This window comes from Labilibaculum antarcticum (genome assembly GCF_002356295.1).
Classification (GTDB): domain Bacteria; phylum Bacteroidota; class Bacteroidia; order Bacteroidales; family Marinifilaceae; genus Labilibaculum; species Labilibaculum antarcticum.
This window is the reverse complement of sequence record NZ_AP018042.1, coordinates 4,508,460-4,528,543: the sequence shown is the minus strand read 5'-3', so window position 1 is coordinate 4,528,543 and position 20,084 is coordinate 4,508,460. Positions and strand designations below refer to the sequence as shown.

21 protein-coding genes are annotated in these 20,084 nt (G+C 33.5%); 19 read left to right on the top strand and 2 right to left on the bottom strand.

Annotated elements, in window-relative coordinates; translation table 11 throughout:
• Window positions 1–231: 231 nt before the first annotated feature.
• The 12 genes from ALGA_RS18045 to ALGA_RS17985 all read left to right on the top strand — a co-directional run bounded on the left by ALGA_RS18045 (window position 232) and on the right by ALGA_RS17985 (window position 11,300).
• Window positions 232–699 carry a hypothetical protein gene (locus ALGA_RS18045; RefSeq protein WP_096431584.1) on the top strand — a complete coding sequence of 156 codons (468 nt, stop codon included), beginning with the start codon at window positions 232–234 and terminating at the stop codon, window positions 697–699.
• Window positions 700–969: 270 nt separating this feature from the next.
• Window positions 970–3,315 carry a PAS domain-containing sensor histidine kinase gene (locus ALGA_RS18040; RefSeq protein ID WP_096431582.1) on the top strand — a complete coding sequence of 782 codons (2,346 nt, stop codon included), beginning with the start codon at window positions 970–972 and terminating at the stop codon, window positions 3,313–3,315.
• 890 nt (window positions 3,316–4,205) lie between these two features.
• The gene (locus ALGA_RS18035) at window positions 4,206–4,790 is read left to right on the top strand and encodes a DUF6261 family protein (RefSeq protein ID WP_096431580.1); all 585 of its coding nucleotides are present in this window, start codon (window positions 4,206–4,208) and stop codon (window positions 4,788–4,790) included.
• A 404-nt stretch (window positions 4,791–5,194) separates the two neighbouring features.
• Entirely contained in the window at window positions 5,195–5,620 is a 426-nt protein-coding gene (locus tag ALGA_RS18025; RefSeq protein ID WP_096431576.1) for a hypothetical protein, read from the top strand.
• Between the two features lie 135 nt (window positions 5,621–5,755).
• Complete coding sequence (locus ALGA_RS23025) at window positions 5,756–5,932, top strand: hypothetical protein (protein WP_153244860.1); 177 nt, start codon at window positions 5,756–5,758, stop codon at window positions 5,930–5,932.
• Window positions 5,933–6,162: 230 nt separating this feature from the next.
• Complete coding sequence (locus ALGA_RS18015) at window positions 6,163–6,834, top strand: DUF5041 domain-containing protein (RefSeq protein WP_096431572.1); 672 nt, start codon at window positions 6,163–6,165, stop codon at window positions 6,832–6,834.
• 250 nt (window positions 6,835–7,084) lie between these two features.
• Window positions 7,085–7,603, top strand: coding sequence for a hypothetical protein (locus ALGA_RS18010; RefSeq protein ID WP_096431570.1), 519 nt, complete (start codon window positions 7,085–7,087; stop codon window positions 7,601–7,603).
• Window positions 7,604–7,856: 253 nt separating this feature from the next.
• Window positions 7,857–8,291: a hypothetical protein gene (locus ALGA_RS18005; RefSeq protein WP_145957669.1), complete on the top strand. Its 435-nt coding sequence runs from the start codon at window positions 7,857–7,859 to the stop codon at window positions 8,289–8,291.
• Complete coding sequence (locus tag ALGA_RS18000) at window positions 8,284–8,745, top strand: hypothetical protein (protein WP_096431566.1); 462 nt, start codon at window positions 8,284–8,286, stop codon at window positions 8,743–8,745. Before ALGA_RS18005 ends, ALGA_RS18000 begins: the two co-directional genes overlap by 8 nt.
• Before the next feature lie 171 nt (window positions 8,746–8,916).
• Entirely contained in the window at window positions 8,917–9,450 is a 534-nt protein-coding gene (locus ALGA_RS17995) for a hypothetical protein (protein ID WP_096431564.1), read from the top strand.
• A 232-nt stretch (window positions 9,451–9,682) separates the two neighbouring features.
• Entirely contained in the window at window positions 9,683–10,267 is a 585-nt protein-coding gene (locus ALGA_RS17990) for a hypothetical protein (protein ID WP_096431562.1), read from the top strand.
• A gap of 220 nt (window positions 10,268–10,487) precedes the next feature.
• Entirely contained in the window at window positions 10,488–11,300 is an 813-nt protein-coding gene (locus ALGA_RS17985; protein WP_096431560.1) for a hypothetical protein, read from the top strand.
• A gap of 93 nt (window positions 11,301–11,393) precedes the next feature.
• On the opposite strand, the gene ALGA_RS17980 is transcribed toward ALGA_RS17985, so the two are convergent.
• The gene (locus tag ALGA_RS17980; protein ID WP_096431558.1) at window positions 11,394–11,663 is read right to left on the bottom strand and encodes a hypothetical protein; all 270 of its coding nucleotides are present in this window, start codon (window positions 11,661–11,663) and stop codon (window positions 11,394–11,396) included.
• 114 nt (window positions 11,664–11,777) lie between these two features.
• Between ALGA_RS17980 and ALGA_RS17975 the strand changes: the two genes are divergently transcribed.
• The 6 genes from ALGA_RS17975 (at window position 11,778) to ALGA_RS17950 (ending at window position 17,639) form a co-directional block, all read left to right on the top strand.
• Window positions 11,778–12,293 (top strand): hypothetical protein, encoded by a 516-nt coding sequence (locus ALGA_RS17975; protein ID WP_096431556.1) that lies wholly within the window; start codon window positions 11,778–11,780, stop codon window positions 12,291–12,293.
• Between the two features lie 631 nt (window positions 12,294–12,924).
• Complete coding sequence (locus tag ALGA_RS17970; protein WP_096431554.1) at window positions 12,925–13,365, top strand: GNAT family N-acetyltransferase; 441 nt, start codon at window positions 12,925–12,927, stop codon at window positions 13,363–13,365.
• A gap of 255 nt (window positions 13,366–13,620) precedes the next feature.
• Window positions 13,621–14,220, top strand: coding sequence for a DUF502 domain-containing protein (locus ALGA_RS17965; protein WP_096431552.1), 600 nt, complete (start codon window positions 13,621–13,623; stop codon window positions 14,218–14,220).
• Window positions 14,221–14,401: 181 nt separating this feature from the next.
• The gene (locus ALGA_RS17960; protein WP_096431550.1) at window positions 14,402–14,944 is read left to right on the top strand and encodes a GNAT family N-acetyltransferase; all 543 of its coding nucleotides are present in this window, start codon (window positions 14,402–14,404) and stop codon (window positions 14,942–14,944) included.
• 124 nt (window positions 14,945–15,068) lie between these two features.
• Window positions 15,069–15,845, top strand: coding sequence for a nucleoside triphosphate pyrophosphohydrolase (gene mazG, locus ALGA_RS17955; protein ID WP_096431548.1), 777 nt, complete (start codon window positions 15,069–15,071; stop codon window positions 15,843–15,845).
• Window positions 15,846–16,343: 498 nt separating this feature from the next.
• Window positions 16,344–17,639, top strand: coding sequence for a glycosyltransferase family 4 protein (locus ALGA_RS17950; RefSeq protein ID WP_096431546.1), 1,296 nt, complete (start codon window positions 16,344–16,346; stop codon window positions 17,637–17,639).
• A gap of 513 nt (window positions 17,640–18,152) precedes the next feature.
• Here ALGA_RS17950 and ALGA_RS17940 read toward each other — a convergent pair.
• Window positions 18,153–18,881, bottom strand: a complete 729-nt coding sequence (locus ALGA_RS17940; RefSeq protein ID WP_231705995.1) for an NUDIX hydrolase — start codon at window positions 18,879–18,881, stop codon at window positions 18,153–18,155.
• A 396-nt stretch (window positions 18,882–19,277) separates the two neighbouring features.
• Between ALGA_RS17940 and ALGA_RS17935 the strand changes: the two genes are divergently transcribed.
• A complete protein-coding gene (locus tag ALGA_RS17935) occupies window positions 19,278–20,078 on the top strand; it encodes a hypothetical protein (RefSeq protein WP_231705993.1) in 801 nt (266 codons plus the stop codon).
• The last annotated feature ends 6 nt before the right edge of the window (window positions 20,079–20,084 follow it).

The window sequence follows — 20,084 nt, the reverse complement described above, 5'->3', positions numbered from 1 at the left end:
TAATATTACGGTGCGCTGCACCTATTTCAGCACTAATACCAAGCTTACTACAAATATTTGGGTACTCCGTACCTTCCCAATCAAGCAACAGACTTGCGTAATATTTGTTGATAATTAGCACAAGCAATATCGAAAGGTACAGCGTACCGGAATATTAAAAAAATTCACATTTTAGGATGTGATGATTCAATATAGATTAATTACCTTTTCATAGTAATTAACCCTTACCCCATGATCTTAAAATACACAACAGGAAAACTGCCTCCCAACTTCTTTATGCTGGGTGTTATTTTATTGCTGTTAGGTATACTGGCAGCAATTATGTCTGAATTTGCTGGCCTAGTCGCTATTCCTTTGTCCATTCCGTTACTTTTTATTCGAACAGGCATCTTAATCGATCCAAAAAAGACACGGATCAAAAAATACATCGGTCTGTTTGCTTATCAATCGGGAAAATGGGAAAGCATCGCCCCAATTAAGCATCTTCAAATTATTCGGGTACGCCAAACAACAGGAATGGCTGTTCTTTCTATCGCCAGAAATGAAATCAATGTAGTTTATAAATTATTAGCCGTTTTGCCCAATGAAAACATCGAACTTCTTTCGGGAGAAGGTCGGTTCATTAGTGAAGCCGCCGACGAAATTTCAAGCGAGATGAGCATTGAAGTAAAGCACACAACTCACAAGGACCAGCCATAAACTTATGGCTAAAATAATTATCCAATGCATCTATAAAAATTCCATTTGTAAACCTAATACCCTTCGCTTCGGTTCTATTTAAAACGGTTCTTAATTTATGTGACTATGTTCATGTATTGCTATAATAAATGTAAATTGAGAAGATATGCTCCTTGGCAATTTCCATAGCAATTGTTATTAATAGCCCCAGAGCTTAGTAAATCCGCAAACGCGAATACCAATTGAATTTTCAAATCGAAATTGTAGAACGTTGAAATTTAAGACGTAATTATGAAATCAAACAAACCGGAAATCAAAGATGAGCTAGAGAAGATCAAAAAAAACGACCCAGGTGTTTTTGATTCTATGGATATAATGTTCCAAGTTATTGAATTGATCTATGACAAGAACAATAATGCAGTTGATTACTATTACCGACAAGTAAACCCGGCATTTGAAAAATTGGTAAACAAGAAAAGTTCTGAATTGGTAGGCAAACGAGCAAAAGATATTTTTGGAGTTGTTGAAGATCATTGGTTAAAAACATATGAAAAGGTTGAAAAAACCGGAATCCCTGCAAATTATGAGAATTACGGTAAAGAACTCGATAAGTACTATAACATTAATGCCTGGAAGACTGGTGACAAACAGGTAGCGATTGCTTTTACAGAGATAACGGAACGCAAACTAGTAGCACAAGAACTGATTGAAGCCATAGAACAAGCAAAACAAAGCGAAGAAAGGTTTACCCTTGCAATGGACGCCTCGAATGATGGAGTATTTGATTGGAATCTTGAAACCAACGACATCTATTATTCTCCGGGATGGAAAAAAATGCTCGGGTATGAAGACAATGAACTGCCAAATGATTTTTCTGTTTGGGAAAAAATGACAAATCCCGATGACGTTCAAAAATCTTGGGCAATGCAACAGAAATTGATCTCGAAGGAAACAGACCGTTTTGTTTTAGAATTTAGAATGAAGCATAAAGAAGGACATTGGGTTGATATCCTTTCACTAGCAAAAGCAATTTTTAATAACGAAGGAAAAGCCATTAGGATTGTAGGAACTCATACAGACAAAACCGAACTCAATCTTACAGAACACAAATTAAGAGACAGTCAGAATTATTTATCTGCTGTTTTTAACAACACACAAGATTTGCAACTCTTATCGAAAAATGAGGGGAACAAAAACTTCAAAATTGTTGCCGTAAATAAAGCATACCTAAAAAAAATAAATCAAATTGGATTACAGGTCACAGAAAAAGAATTGGTTGGGAAAAGTTTAAAAGAATTACTTTGTGATATTCTATTTCTTGATCAGGAGATATTCGATTACACCCTTAATTACTATCAAAAAGCGATTGAAACCCGCGAAAAAGGAACTCACACGGAAAGCTTCCCTATTAATGGAAAAACCTACCACTCCAAAACATCCTATACACCAATATTTAATTCAGAGGATGGAACAAGCTATGTTTTCTATAACTCTCATGATATCAGCAATGAAACAGAATCGATTCAATTGCTGCAAAAAAGTAAAGACCGATTTGCATTAGCAGTAGAGGGTTCGAATGATGCAATATGGGATTGGGATAACCTGGAAAGCGATGAATATTGGTGGTCAGATCGTTTGTATGAAATTTTAGGTTATAAACCCAGCGAAGTGGAAGCACGAATCTCTAACTGGAAAAAATGGACACATCCTGATGATTCTGATCTGGTTATGGAAAGACTTACCGATCATTTTGAAAAGAAACTGCCTTATAAAGTTGAATTCAGAATGAAAAAGAAAAACGGCGATTTTGTCTGGTTACTCGTTAGAGGAGAATCTGTTCGCGACAAAAATGGAAAACCCATTCGTATGGCTGGCTCCTTATCGGATATTACGGTAAGAAAAAAAGCTGAACAAGAAATAGTAATTGCAAAAGAGCGTGCCGAAGAAAGTGATCGCCTTAAATCTGCTTTCCTCGCCAATATGAGCCACGAAATACGTACTCCAATGAATGGAATACTGGGTTTTGCCGATCTGCTTAAAACACCAGATCTTCCTGTTGGCAAGCAAAAAAAATACATCAACATTATTGAGGATAGCGGAAACCGTATGTTGAATATCATCAATGATATTATAGATATTTCAAAAATTGAAGCGGGTCTAATGGAAATCGATATCGAAGAATCGAATGTAAACGAACAAATCAAATTCATCTATTCATTCTTTAAGCTCGAAGCTAAAAACAAAGGATTAAAGCTTACCTACAATACTGCATTACCCACAAAAGAAGCGATTATTAAAACCGACCGCGAAAAAGTTTTTGCAATACTAACAAACCTTGTTAAAAATGCTATAAAATATACCAAAAAAGGATCAATTGAACTTGGTTACCTTAAAAAGGCTGACAAACTTGAATTTTACGTGAAAGACACCGGATTTGGCATTCCGAATGACCGCACAGTAGCAATTTTTGATCGATTTATTCAAGCAGATATTGAAGATAAAATGGCTCGTCAGGGTGTAGGACTGGGCTTATCAATTACCAAATCGTATGTTGAAATGCTAGGTGGTACAATATGGGTAGAAAGCGAAGAAGGTGTTGGCTCCATATTTTATTTCACCTTGCCCTACCCTGACTAATTGAAATGGAGAACTCAATGGAAGAACTAAAGTAAAATCGACCTCAAAAAAATCACCTCTCCCCATACTCTTCATTGCCGGCAATTTTCAAATTCCAATCTCCCCCTTTCGGGGATAAGCCCAAAAATTCAAATGTAAAGCCTCCCCACTTGGGGAAAGGTCTCTTTTTTCAAATCGGAGCTTTCCCCTGTTCGCGAAAGGCCTCTTTTTTCAATTTGAAGCCTCCCCACTTGGGGAAAGGTCTCTTTTTTCAAATCGGAGCTTTCCCCTGTTCGCGAAAGGCCTCTTTTTTCAATTTGAAGCTTTCCCCTGTTCGGGAAAGGTCTCTTTTTTCAAATCGAAGCTTTCCCCTGTTCGGGAAAGGCCTCTTTTTTCAAATCGAAGCTTTCCCCTGTTCGGGAAAGGCCTCTTTTTTCAAATCGAAACTTTCCCCTGTTCGGGAAGGGCATTTTTTTTCAATTTGAAGTTTTCCCCAAACAAGAAGATAGCGACCGATCACTAACTAATTATAATCAGCATAAAACACTATCCTACTCCCCTTATCTTATTTAAAACCATTTAAAATTGCACAGTAATAAAAACATACATAATACAACCAAGAACCAATAAATACGCCACATTTCAATAACTAGCAGAGCATTAACAATTCGCAACCTAAATAATATTATTTTTTATTGTTAATTTTTATAAATAAATTCAGTACTTAAATTAAAAAAATCTATAAACATTTAAATCTTTATTTTATGTATTCAATTATTAACGTTCACAGCCTACAAAATGCTGAGTTTATTCAATTCATTAAGAATTTTTTAAGTATTCTAGCCAAAGAAAACTCTGAACTTTAAAAAGTCAAAGAACAATACGACGAACTGTTTGCCAATTTTACAGCAATGCAGGATTTTTACAAACCTGAACTTGGCAATAAACTCACTGCCAACGTACAAGAGTTGGATGGACAAAGAGACAACGCTCTATATGGTATTTTAGACGTATTAAAAGGTTATACAAGGCATTTTAATCTGGAACAAAAAGAAGCTGCTGACCTGCTGTTATCCTCTATCTATATTTACGGAGACAATATCCCATCGGATAACTATCAAAAAGAGAGTACAATTGTTACAAAAATTTGTTCGAACTGGAAAAATGAAGAACAATACTCCAGCGCACTTAGTAGCTTGCATCTTACCCCATGGGCCAACGAGCTAAACAAATTCAATATCCAATTCGAAGACCAACACATGGAAAGATTGGAACTGGATGCCAATGCTCCCGAAATAAAAATGCGCGATTACCGCACACTATGCTCCGAGAGCTACCGAAAAGCACTAAAATACCTCGATGCCAATGCAGTACTAAATGGCGAAGCAGCCTACAAAGCACTTTCTTTAAAAGTGAACAAGCTAATCGAAATCAATAGCAAACTGATCGACAGTAGATCTAAAAAGACAGAAGAAACTCTCGCCGAAGAACTTTAATTAATATTGATATGTGTTTGCAAACCACTCCGAATGGAGTGGTTTTTTAATGAAGTAAATTACAGTTTCCCATTCACAAAAACCGGCCTGCCCTACTTCATATTGTTAAAAAACAGCACAGTAAAACGATTATTAATTTTACCTTTAGCATTCAGTAATTGGAATAAGAGAATTGTAATGCAGTATTCGAATAAAACAATTGGAATTTACAATTGAAGAAGCGAAACATCTCTTGCAAAAACAAAAAATCCTTTAGACCTAAATATTATGGATAACACGAAGAATAACAATAACTTACAGTAGACGACAGATAAGTGATATAAAGTGCATTGCACTTTACACATACGTTACCTGCAAGCTTTAAAAAAAAACTGCGGTACCATAATGAATATAGGAGTTAAATAATGAAACGGATTTTAGTAATATTTGGATTCTTATTAAGCATATCTTGTTCTTCTCAAAATAGAATACAGATTGATTCAATATCCAATGAAGAGATCGTTGATATTTTTAATAGAATAGAACTTCTCCGAGAGTTTAAAACTGAGGATTTAATGATTCGATTGTTTAGTTACGCGAATGAATCAGGAAGCGCTGGTTTTAATAGTGGAGAGATTACAAATGATATTTATTTTGCAGTTTCTGAATTTGATGAACTACCTAAACAATCGCTTTTTAAGATTAAAAATTTATACTCAACTGAAATAGTTAGCATTGATGAAATTAAGAATGACAAAGTCCTAATTACATTAGTACATATTGAGAATAAGACGAAAAAAACTTTAGAATTAGAATTGACAATTAATGAATTAATAAAGACAAGTAATTAAAACATGTTTATAGGCTATTTTGATTGTATAGTTTTGGGAGTTCTAGGGATTCTAAATGCCGTTTATTGGTATAAGAGATTTAATAGAAAATTAGGGTGTTTAATAATCGGATTAGCCTTTGGAATAATCTTGCCTATGATTTCAATGAAAATTGAGATTGTTCGAGTTTCTAATGAGTTTGAAATAGTAGATGGATTTAATTTACTATACACCTATTTTAGATTCCCGATGTATTGGATCGTTGGGATATGTCAATCTATTTTAATCAATGTTCATGATAAGCCCAAAAAGCCAGCAGGTAACAAAAGCTAAATTTCATGGGCGCTGATAAGCAGTTCGAAAGTTTAGTACAATTAAGAAACACCAGCAAGCCAATTAAAATTGGTTTGTTCAAAAATATATAGGAAATTTAATCGGTTTGCTTACTTGGCGCATTGATAAGATTACTCTTTGAAATCGCCCACGCAACTTAGCAAGACCGTTATGCGCAAGCACCTTGGGCAATTATTTTGAAAACTATAATATTATTTTAATTCTAACTTATGAAAAAATCAACATTACTTTTTATTTTAATAATATTGACGGCAATTAATGGAATATCTCAGGTATATGAGAATGATAAAAGATGTCAATTAGAAAAAGAAGATGACTACAGTGTATATAATTCAGAAAACACATCTAATCTCGATCTAATTCAGGCTCTAGAAGTTGCTGGAATAAGAATTAATAAATTTCGCCTAGGAAAGTTTGATAAAAAATACAACTTAGCTATAACAATTGATGAATATGCAGACTTTAAATTGTTAGCTACAGATACCATCTTTGCAGGCGACAACGAATACACCTATTACAAAGAAGACAACGAAAAATACTTTGTAGACTACATTGATGAGATTAAAATATTTACAAGGGAGGATGACAATAAATTCTCACTTAATATAAAGACATATAGTGTTGATCTAAAAAATATTCAATCATTTAAATTAACTAATGAAGAACAATATTTTAACCTAAGAAATTATTCAAAAACGAAATGGAAACTCGATAAAAAGATACCCTTGTTAATATATGCTTCTTCATGGGAAAGGAATGGATTTCAGACGTTCTGTGGAGCTGTAGTGTTGGAAGAAAATGAGAAATATACAGAAAGAATTCTATCATCTTCACCTCATTATTTTTTAGTTTCTTATAGAATAACAGAGATGAATATTTAAGAAATTAGTATTGCCAGCGCATAACAAAAGCTAAATTATCATGGGCGTTGATGAGTCGTTTGAAAGTTTAGTTCAATTAAGAAACACCAACAAGCCAATTAAAATTGGTTTGTTCAAAATATAAACAATTTCACTCGGCTTGCTTACTTGGCGGTTTGATAAGATTACTCTTTTAATCGCCCACGAAACTTAGCAAGACCGTTAGGCATAATAGCGGAAGCGATTTTTCACTAAACCATATAATTGAGAAATGGTAATATTTATTGGATTATTTATTGCAGGATTTGGCTTAATGATGTACAAATTTTATCGTGGGTATTCATTTCATCATAAAATAGGTATACCAATCATAATATTAGGATTATTGATTTCGATTGGTGGAGTTGGTTTTCAAATCAGCAAGAAGAATGCAGAAAACATTATGAACTTGAGCACACTTGAAATTAAAAAAGTGACAATTAGTAGTATTTATGATCCTAATGATAATTTTAATGAATATTCTGATTTTGCAATTGAAAACCCTGATAATATCAAACTATTTCTTGAAACAATTCAGAAAGGTAAAATATGCAAGTATGAAACTGGGACAATTGAATGGTATATGAATTTAAAAATTGAACTTGAATCGAACGAAATATTATATGCAATAATTACAAAAACTGAAAACGGTTTTGAATATAATCAATTGATAAAATTTATTATTACAGCTGGTTCAGATGATTATTATTGTATAGATAATATATCATGTTTTGAATCAATCATTAAATAAACTATTTGACAATGCTACAATGCCTAACAAAAGCTAAATTGTCATGGGCGTTGATGAGCAGTTTGAAAGTTTAGTACATTTAAGAAACACCAGCAAGCCTTGTAAATTTGTCTTGCTCAAAATATAAATAAGTAAATTTAATCGGCTTGCTTACTTAGCGCATTGATAAGGAAATTACTTTAAATCGCCCACGAAACTTAGCAAGACCGTTGTGTGCAAGCCACGCAGACCGACAACTACGAACTAAATGATTATGATAAAATTGAAATCTAAATACTTACTAATTTGCTTGGCGATTATGCTGTTGACTCAATGTAATTATCGCACTTCAAGTCAAAAGAGATTTTCAAAGACACTTGATATTGAGATTCCTAAGAATGTGGAGATACTTAAAGATGAATACCAAGATATGTGGCAGGACTTCGCGATTATTTATGAAATAAAGTTGAGTGAAAAACAAATGTCGGACTTGACCCATAGTATAAGAAGTTCAAAATATTTCAATCCAAGAGTTTTTGTTACTGACTATGTGCAACAAGATATGTTTTTAGACCATGGTGATTTAAAAGCTGTTTGGGCAAAGACAGATTCTGGATACATTTTTCAAAATGATTTCAAAAGGGATGCATATTCAGCAAAGATTGATACCGTTAATTTGACCGCTAAGTTTAATGAATCACATGACTAAAAAAAGAACCAAGCTTAAAATCATTATAGGATTTTTAATTCTAATGATTTCCTTTTCTTGCTCAAGAGGCAGCAAGATTAAATTCTATTCATTGGACAAAGACAATTGCGTGACCGTTCTGACAAAAGATACCTTACGATATGTTATCGCAGGTGATTATGATAAGGTTCCTGATACGAATTTTGTAAAACTTGATATTAGTAAAATAACAGAACTTGGAGATGGAGTTTGGATTTGTTGGTTGGAAAATCAAGGTTGGGATATTGTTGTAGATAAGTCTATTATAATTGAGAACAAATTAGACACAGTAAAATACCGATTTGACACAAACTTGCCTGTTGACGAAAGAGAAATACCAACAGAGATTAAATTTAGACAGGAAAATTGTGCAATCTTTGATTATTATTTAATGAAATTAAGCCCTGATAAAGGAGCAATTGTAGAAATAAATTGATTAGAAACAATAAAGGCCAGCACACAACAATGTATATACAAAATAGGCGTGACAGTAGTAAATTCAAGGGTTGTAGCCCGCTTCAACTTCTCAACGGTTTGATAAGCTTGAAGCCCGCAATCGCCTACTTTGCATATACTTACCGTTGTGGCGCATTGAAAATAGACTAACATGAAGCATTTGATCTTATTAATTTTTGGATTTGCATTATCTATAAATTTGATTGCACAGGAATCAGATTCTTTACTAGTTTCTAAAATTGACAAGATTGCAAATGATATTGACAATAATCCAGAGTATCAAAGACTACACGAAGATGGAGAATTAACGAAGAAGAAATGGATGTTTTTTGAAAAACACGTTGGAGGCTTTTATTCTAATATTGTTTATTCTGACTCTTTGATTTTATCAACTGAAAATGAATTCTTTTATGCAAAACAAAACAGAACAAAAAATGAGAAATTTTATTTCAGTGAACACAGACTGATTAAATACACTGAGAAAGTGATTGTAGATAGTATTTTAAGACACAGAATTGATGCATATTTTGACAACGAAGGATTAGTCAAAGTCGAGAATGAAATACATGATAAATTCTTATTTGACTTGGAGAAGCAGAAATCAATAATAGATAAATCAAAGAAAGAAATTTCTCTTAGACAAATGACTACCAGTGAATGGGTACGACTATTTGGAAAGAATTAAAAGATAGAAACAACGACGCCACAACAAAAGCTAAATTATCATGGGCGTTGATGAGTAGTTTGAAAGTTTAGTACAATTAACAAACACCAGCAAGCCAATTAAATGTGGTTGCTTAAAAATATAAACAATTTTACTCGGCTTGCTTACTTGGCGCATTGATAAGATTACTCTTTTAATCGCCCACGAAACTTAGCAAGACCGTTGTGGTGCATAAACTGAATAACGACATATTATGAAGAAAATAAGCAAATTATTTATATCATTTTTGATTTTATTTTCATGCTTAAAAGTTTATGGGCAGGAAGCCAAATCTGATACTGTTTTAGTCACAAAGACAATTACTGAATTCTATGAATGGTATATTCATTCAACTAGAAGTGAAGAAAATGAAGAAAACAGACCTGTTTTCGTAATTGACAGTAATGACATTGTTCGTTTAGATCTAACCAGATACTTGACTAACCTTCGGATATATCATTTTTCTGAACAACTTATATCACGCGAAATCGCAAACTACAAAAACTGCGAAGAGAATCTTAAGAAGATTACAAAGGAAGAATTTTTAAGTTTTGACGATATTTTTGCCTACGAGGATATTGATTGTGGATTTGACAATTCTTATAAATGGATTGGTGGACAGGAAATGATTGATGGAATTAGGATTAATAAATTAGACTTCTCGAACAAAAAGAACTGTCATGTTGAAATAGAATATTATAGCATAAACGGAGACGAAAAATCATTTTGGAGAAATAGTACCGTAATAATATTAAGGAAAAGAAAGAGTAACTGGGAAATTCTAGACATTAAGATTTGAATTACGCACCACAACAAAAGCTAAATTATCATGGGCGTTGATGAGCAGTTTGAAAGCTTAGAGCAATTAACAAACACCAGCAAGCCAATTAAACTTGTCTTGCTCAAAATATAAATAAGTAAATTTAATCGGCTTGCTTACTTAGCACTTTGATAAGGTAATTACTTTAATTCGCCCAAGAAACTTAGCAAGACCGTTACCCACCATATTAAAAAAGAAAATGAGACAATTATTATTATTATTAATTATTTCTATTCTGAGTTGTAATTACAAAAACTCAAAGAAAGAAGAAGTTGTAAAAACCGATAATATCACAGCGGTTTCTATTGACACGACTATAGTAGAAAAAGAATTGGAAAAAGTAAATGAATGCGGATGCATTGACTATGCCTTTTCACAAAAAGATGAACCACCATTGTTAACTCACAAAATTGGAAATTCAAAAATCATTGTTTGTGGATATCGTGGTGAATATGAAGACAAAATTACACTTGGGGAAATTCTTCCTGATTCAAGTTTCTATGTGAGTGGATTTGTAGTGTTTAATTGTTCGGGTTCTGAGCCCACCTCAATATTTATGGATGGGGAATATTATTTGGACATAATTAAACCAAAACCGGAAGAATTAGAAATTGTTCGACTCAAGAAAATGCCAAGAGATACAAGTTTAAAATATGAATGGACAGAAGTTCTTTCAATAAGAATTTTTGAGCAAAATGGATTAATAAAAACAGATAGTTCATTCGTATTACCAGTTGACTCCTATAATCAAGATTTCTTAAAACATTTCAAATCGGAAATTGATAGGATGAAGAACGACACGAAAGGAAAAATAAACTATCCTGATTATTTGATTGACTATAATTTTATTCAAGCAGTAAAAAATCCTGAAAAATATTCAAAAGAATTTAAATCTATTGGACCTTTTGATGGCTACTTAGTACCAATTTATCGAGATGCTTTAAAATATTATGAATTATTTGAAAAAGAAAATACAGTGGGTAACAAAAGTAACCGTTGCACAACCAAATAATATTTCTAAAAATAAGATGGGAGCTTTAAAAGTTTGCTAATTAGCGAGCTTTTAAAGCTTCCTTTTTTAGCTTAATAATCCCGAAACTTAAAATTATTGAAGCCTTAAAAAGGAATTAAATGAGCCAAATTGATTCATTACAATAGAAAAACAGGTAATGGCCTGATTAACCATTATCTTAGTCTTTTTACGAGCAAATTTCAGCAGTTTTTTAAGATTATAGGCACAGGCAACATGTGCTTTACTTTGTTGATCTGAAAACCTTCCTAAAATAAGCTTTACAACGATTATCTTATTTCCTTGAATTAATGTTACTGTTAGAATTAAAAGTGGCCCAAATAAGAACCTCAATTCTATTTCCAAATAAAAGGATTTTCAATTTTTATGTATGCTTAAAACCGCTATATTTAAGACTTAATTGAGCAGTTTGATTAGTTTTTAGACAAACTGCCGTTAGCTACAATTTTATAGACAGATATGAAACACCTAAAAAATCTATTTAATGTAATTTCAAAAGTTACTGGACTTATTTTTATTATTGGGTTATTGTTTATTTTTTTTAACAGACTCACTTTTGTTAATTCTCTACCTGATAAGTATAAAGATTGCGAATGGAGTGGTACATGGCAAAGCGAAAATTTAGGATCCATTAAAGGTCGGTTAGTTGTTAGCATGCCAGACACATTACCACAAAATAAAGAATTTAAAGTCGATGCATTAATTTATTATGACATCTGGAGTATTTATAAAACTGGATCAACAAAAGAGATCAAGCTTATATGCTTTTTTGATGATGTCAATTCAACAACTGGAGATAATAAAATCAATGCTCAGGATAAAAGACAGTTAAGTTTTAAAGCAAAGTTTATTGACAGCTCTGGGCAAATAATTGAATATTTAGGAGTTTCAAATAATTCTAAAACAGTGATTCTTGGTGGTTATAAGTCCTATTATCCTGGAGATTTAGGAGTGTTTAAAATGAAAAAACAGTAGCTAACAAAAGCTAAATTATCATGGGCGTTGACGAGCAGTTTGAATGTTTAGTGCAATTAAGAAACACCAGCAAGCCAATAAAATTTGTCTTGCTCCTACTATAAATAAGTAAATTTAATCGGCTTGCTTACTTAGCGCATTGATAAGGAAATTACTTTAAATCGCCCAAGAAATTTAGCAAAACCGTCGTTGGCACAATTACGATAGAGCCTTGAAATAATCTATTAAATAGAAAGGTAACTGATAATTTATTTTAAATAGCATGTTTTGGCTGATAGAATATATTAGGTTATTTTTTATTTTAAAAAAGAAAATTCAAGGTTTTCCAAAATAGTAAAAAAATATAGCCAAAGTGAGATATTAGAGAATTTAATAGGTTCTGGAAATTCCGCTTTGACATTAAAGAGAATTATATTGTGAAAAAATAGGCTTTGTGATGAGTTGAGATAATAGGATTTTCAATTCACTTACAATACAGACATAATCAGTTAAGTATAATTCACCGCAACCAAAGACATTAATTTAGTATGAAAACAGTATATAAAATTTTTAATAAAGATTAACTGAAGTATTATAGATAATATACTATACGTTAGGATGAATTAGAAACAATTTAATTAACTAATAATTTATGATTTTAGAAGTAAAAACTTTTTCAGAACTTACCCTAGAAGAATTGTATGAAATATTACAATTACGTTCAGAAATATTTGTGGTAGAACAAAATTGCGTATATCTAGACACAGACGGAAAAGACCACAAAGCATTACATGTTTTAGGAAAGAAAGACGGAAACATTATAGCTTATACACGATTATTTAATGCTAACGACTATTACAAATATGCAAGTATAGGAAGAGTATTGATAAAAAAATCAGAAAGAGAATTTGGTTACGGACACGATCTAATATGTTTTTCAATAAAAGCTATTCAAGAAAAATTTAATAAATCAACTATAAAAATTGGTGCTCAAACATATCTGAAAAAATTCTATGAAAGTCACGAATTTAAGCAAATAGGCGAAGGATATATTGAAGATGGTATTCCGCACATATATATGATACGAAATTGAATTTGAAATTTACAATAGCTATGAAACAATTCAGATAAAAAAGTGCCTAATCAAGTAAGCTGCCGCTAGGTTCTTAGCCTAGCGGAAAACCTCTCACACCACTTTTAATAACCACCAGCAAGCCATGTGAAGTTACTACTCTATTTTAAAAGTGTTCGTGATTTAAAAATGGTCTTGCTCAAAATATAAATAAGTAAATTTATAAGACTATTACATTATCAGAGAAAACACTTTATTTTTTAATATTTTTGCCTTATGAAAAAATTAATGAATTATTTCCTGCAAGGCTTGCTGTATACTGCACCCATTGGAATTACGGCATACATAATTTATGTGGTTTTCAATTTTACAAATAGTTTACTGGATGATGTCCTGGAGAACTTCCTTAAAATAGACATCCCAGGATTAGGACTCATTGTGATTTTCTTCTTTCTGGTATTAATTGGAATAATTGGCAGGAGCATATTTGCCCAACCATTCAAAATCTTGTTTAAACGTTTACTTGAAAAAGCTCCTTTATTAAAATTGATCTATTCAGCATTAAATGATCTTTTCTCAGCATTTGTAGGAAAAGAAAAAAAATTTAACAAACCAGTTCTTGTATTGGTAAATCCAATCTCTAATCTGGAAAAATTGGGCTTCCTAACAGCCGAAGATTTAAGCAAAATAGATGAGAAAGATAAGGTTGCGGTATATTTCCCTCATTCTTATAATTTCTCAGGAGAGTTGTTCATTGTTCCTAAAACCCAGGTAAGGCCACTAGATATAAATCCGGCAGTTGTTATGAAGTTTATTATTTCTGGTGGTGTTTCTGATATCTATGAAAAACAAGAAACAGGGAATAGCGATAATTAGAAAATGTTAAAGATGTCAGGCAAAATTAATTTTTATTGCTTTTGCTGTATTACTTGTGTACGCAGGTGCAAAACCTATGCTGCATAAGTGCATAGCCCATTTTGGATTTAAGTCAGTTTATTTAGATTATTAGACAGCCACCCCTTGGCGGTTATACCGAGACACTGATAAATAAGAACTTATGGAATTATACTCAGAAAGATTAATTTTCAAGGAAATTTCAGTTGATGATTTAGAAATTATTCATCAGATGCATTCAAGCCTGGAAGTTGATGAATTTGGCACTCTAGGAATTCCAAAAAACATTGAAGAGACAAGAGAAAGAGTTAATTCAATGATTAAAGTACAGACTGAAAAAAACAGAAAATCATACAATTGGAAAATAATAACTAAAGATTCAAATTCTTTTATTGGATTAGCAGGGATATCATTATCACTGGACAGATTTAAATTAGGTGAGATTTATTATGAATTACATCCAAATTATTGGGGTAATGGATATGGAACGGAAATTTCAAAAGAATTGATAAGAGCAGGTTTTGATAAATTTCATCTTCATAAAGTAGAAGCTGGAGTTGCAACAGAAAACATCAAATCAGTACGTATATTAGAAAAATGCGGAATGACAAGAGAAGGATTAAGAAGAAAAATTCTTCCGATTAGGGGAGAATGGATAGACAACTATCATTATGCAATTGTAGAAGACGACCCAAGGCACTATTAATAAAAAAGGTACAAACCTCCACTATGCCTCCTGCACCACCTACCCTCTTATTGAAATTTGAATAAATCCCAAAACTCCCAAATACTTTTGTAAATTTGATCTTCGAATATCAAATACAGAACCAATGGATAGAAAACTACAAGCCTTTGAGCGCTTACTAAATATTATGGATCAGCTTCGTGATGGCTGTCCATGGGATAAAAAGCAGACCTTTGAGAGTCTGCGAACACTTACCATCGAAGAAACCTACGAACTGGCCGATGCCATTTTAAAAGGCGAAAAAGAGGAAATCAAGAAAGAATTGGGCGATATTTTGCTGCACATTGTGTTCTACGCCAAAATCGGTTCTGAAACCAACGATTTCGACATTGCCGATGTTTGCGATGGCATCAGCGAAAAGCTAATCTATCGTCATCCTCATATTTTTAGCGATACCAAAGTTGCCAATGCCCAAGAGGTGGAAGAAAACTGGGAACAGTTGAAGCTCAAAGAAAAAAATGGAAACAAAACCGTTTTGGAAGGAGTTCCAAAATCACTGCCTGCTTTAGTAAAAGCAAACCGAATTCAAGATAAGGTGCGAGGTGTTGGTTTCGACTGGGACGAAAAAGAACAGGTTTGGGAAAAGGTAAAAGAAGAAATGCACGAATTGGAAGTGGAAATCAAAAAAGGGGATCAGGACAAAATGGAAGCCGAATTTGGCGACATGTTCTTCTCCTTGATTAATGCAGCCCGTTTGTATGGCGTAAATCCTGAAAATGCTCTGGAACGCACCAACCAAAAATTCACCAAACGATTCAATTATCTGGAAAGTAAAACCATGAAATTAGGAACAAACCTAAAAGACATGAATTTAGCCGAAATGGATTTGATTTGGGAAGAGGCCAAGCAGTTTGATAAATAAGTGAGAAGTTTCAAGGAAGAAGGAACAAGTAAAAAGTTTCAAGTTTCAAGTTTCAAGGGAAAAGTAAAAAAAACAAGACCTGACAGCGTCCTTGGACCTGTCAGCGTCCTTGGACCTGTCAGCGTCCTTGGACCTGTCAGCGTCTGAATAAATAAGTTTCAAGGAAGAAGGAACAAGTAAAAAGTTATAAGTTTCAAGGGAAAAGTAAAAAAACAAGACCTGACAGCGTCCTTGGACCTGTCAGCGTCTGAATAAATAAGTTTCAAGGAAGTAGGAACAAGGAAAAGCTCCAAGGGACAAGTTTCAAGGGAAAGGAAGAAGGAAAAAGTCCCAAGGAGTAGGTAAAACCCAAGACCTGACAGCGTTTTTCAAACCTATCAGCGTCTATCTAAATCAATAAAAAAATAAAGTGCCTGGAGTTAATTACTTTAGACACTTTCTGCTTGAAGTACTTTTAACTGATTTTGCTATCTTGTGTATTCCATAAAAATCAGAAAAATGAACATTCTTCAAATTATACCAGGCTCGGGAGGCAGTTTTTACTGTGGTAATTGTTTGCGCGACGATAAATTTCATCTTGCCATGAAAAAACAGGGACACGAAGTGACCAAATTACCTATGTATCTCCCCCTGTTTTCTGATGAGCATGACTTGAACGAGATTCCTGTTTTTTATGGAGCCATCAGTATTTATCTAAAGCAATTGTATCCTATTTTCAGACATGCACCCTCCTGGGTAGATCGTTTGTTGAACTCTAGTCCAATGTTGAAATTGGCTGCAAGCATGGCAGGTTCAACCAATGCAAAAGGGCTGGAAGAAATGACCGTTTCGATGTTAATGGGAGAAGAAGGAAAGCAAAAAGAGGAACTCAACCGCATGGTAAGCTGGATGGCGGAATATCTGAAGCCCGATGTAATTCATTTATCGAATGCTCTGCTTTTGGGTTTGGCTCCTAAGTTAAAAAAGGAATTTCCCAATGCGATACTGGTTTGCTCGCTGCAAGATGAAGATGTTTGGGTAGATGCGATGAAAGACTCCTTTAGAGATAAAATTTGGGCATTGATGAGTAGCAAGGCAGAACATTTGGATGCATTTATTGCTGTGAGTGATTTTTATGCAGGCGTTTCGCTGGAAAAAATGAACATTCCAAAAGAGAAAGTCTTCACGAACTATTTGGGTGTTGATCCTGAGGAATACAAGTATGCATCACCCGGAATGAAAGCAAGAAACATTGGCTACATTTCCCGAATGTGTGAAGGAAATGGTTTCGATATTATCATTGATGCCTTTATCGAACTAAAAAAAGATACTACTTACGAAGATGTGAAATTGATTGTAACGGGAGGATCAACTGGTGACGATAAGCCTTTACTAAAACAAGTTCGGAAAAAATTGAAAAAAGAAAGGCTCTTGGAACAAGTTGAATTTCATTACGATTTTGACGGTGAAGGAAGGCATGAATTCTTCAAAAAAGTAAAACTAATTTCTGTTCCGGTGAGAAATGGGGAGGCTTTTGGTTTGTATCTACTGGAAAGTATGGCTTCGGGCGTACCGGTTGTGCAACCAAAACTGGGCGCATTCCCCGAGATTGTTGAAAAATCGAAGGGTGGAATCATCTATGAGAACAACACAGCACAAGAACTAGCCATAACTCTTAAAGCACTTTTGAACAATGAAGACAAATTGCAGGAGCTTTCAGTGGCTGGCCGGAAAGGTGTTGAAAAGGAATTCAATATTTATACACAGGCAGATAATTTGATTCAAATTTACAGTGAGTTGATGGAGAAGAAATAATTAAATACCTACTTCTGAAAGCTTCGGTACTCTGTACCTAGATTAAGCATTTTACAATTTTCCCTACAAAGACTTCGCAACTCTATTGCTTAATTCATAGCAAATTACAGGTGCATAGCGCCGTAGTATTTGTAGAAACAAATCATCACAGGATTACAAAAGGTGCAGCGCACCGTGGCATTCATAATTGTTTTCAAACCTATTCAAATTGAATAATCAGGTATATTATTGAAATATGTGTGAATTAAATCGGACCTCTTTTACAGTTCCTGCAGAAAAGATTGAATCGATCGGGAATGATTATTCATTCCCATTTTTTTTTGCTAGTTGCACGACCAAAGGCAATTCCATTCCTATTTCCTGCATCAAAACTTTATTACACATGGTTTTTCCCGGCGAATCTGATGCAATAATTCAAAGATATCAATGAATATGAAACCAAACGTAAGAAACGGGATGAAAAGTCATTCCGTTTTTTTTATAAACAGCCAGATTTGCAATCCATTCGATGATTTAAAAACTGATAATACTGTTCTTACTGCTGGTTTTCTCATAAATATCCTTGGAGAACATGAAAAGACGAGCTGGTTTTTTAGAGCTTCCAACTCGCTTTTCGTCGAGCGGAACAATATAGCTTTTGCAAATTGCCTTTTTCCTGAAATTTCGATTGTCAATTGTAGTATTCAGCACCGATTCGTAGGCTATCTGCAATTCATTCAAGGTAAATTTATCGGGTAAAAATTCAAAAATCACCGGCTCACTCATCACCTTTTGCTTCAAATCGTCGAAAGCACGGACAATAATCTCTTCATGATCGAAGCCCAAATGCGGTAAATTCTTAAGAGGAAACCATTTCGTATCCCCATTTTTCAAATCAACCCTTTCGGCAGGAAGTAAAAAATAGTAGGCTACCGACATCACGCGAGCTTCCACCCCTTTACTTTTCAACCAAAGCAAATCCTTCTCATTTTTAATTCGTTCAGGATTTCCAAATGTTCGAAACTGTTTTTTATAAACATCCTCAAAGCCAGTAAGTTCTTTAAAAATTCTGACCGCAGATTCATCCAGTCGCTCACTTTTAAAAACATGATCGCCCGTCAAAACCCAATCGTCGATTACAGGATATTTTAGATCATGCATATTTAGCATACGCCTCGACAATAGGATATTAATATTGATATTATCAAACCCAAAGACAACGCAGTCTACCGAAATATTGGCTATTTTTCTAAAATCCATCATAAATTAAACGTTGAATCCACGCTTTATCTTCGTGGATTTTCGGAACAAATATAAGAATCTTGTTTTTCATATCCCAATAATTCCCAATTAATGTAGGAATACAAAACAAACGTACTTTTCACGCAAAAAAGAAATACAAACAAAGTTTAAATCCATAAAACCTTCTCAAACAAACTAAAACAGAGATGAAATAAATAAAAATACAAACGCTTATATCACTATATTTCAGGATTTTAATCATTTAGCAATCGATTTATTTTTTAAGATGTTTGGTTTTTAAGTTTTTTTTTAGATACATTTGTCAAGCAAACGTATTAATTACGTTTTATAGATTATTTGATTTGTACTTAAAGCAAGAGCACGATGAAACTACAACTTAAAAAATGTAGGCTTTTAATGAAAAAGCAGAATTTAAAAAAGAGTCTATTAGTACGTTTAAAAAACATCAAATTATTCTTTGTACTGTTGTTTGGTGTACTAATCTTTCAAAGCGCAAACGTTCTAGCACAAGAAGAAAAATCACTTGCTGATCATTTCAACATCAACCTAGACCTAAAAAACATGCACCTTTGGCACGGCTCAGTAGTTACTTCCGGAGCCATGATGGCTTCCAGCATGGAATATTCGTCTACCGATCAGAAATTCATCTTAGGCTTATGGGGTGGCGCTAGTTTTAGTGGAGAATACAAAGAGTTTTCCTACTATTCAAAATACAAATTCACAAACAATTTTTACGCAGAACTAGTAAGCCACAACAATTATAGTAACGAAGAAAATCCAGACATTTTCAGTTACAATAAGTACAGCTCACCCAACTTCCTTGACATCGCTATAACTTACACCTTATCCGAAGATTTTCCGATAAGTATCTATTGGTCAACAATTCTATTTGGAGAAGGTGGTGATTATGAAACTCAGGATGATGGTAGCGTTACCAATTCATATTCGAACTACGTTGAATTATCCTATCGGATTTTTAAAGAAAAAGACACCGAGCTAAAAGCTTTTGCAGGAGGAGCGTTTTCTTTTATTACGGATAAAACCTTTTACAGTGAGAAGGCAAATATGGTGAACTTAGGTATAAGTCTTACTCATTCCCTAAAGATTTTCTCTACCAGCTTTCCCATTAGAGGAACAGCAATGTGGAATCCCGAGACAAAGCTTGGGGCTTTACAATTAGCAATTACACTTTTTTAACAAACC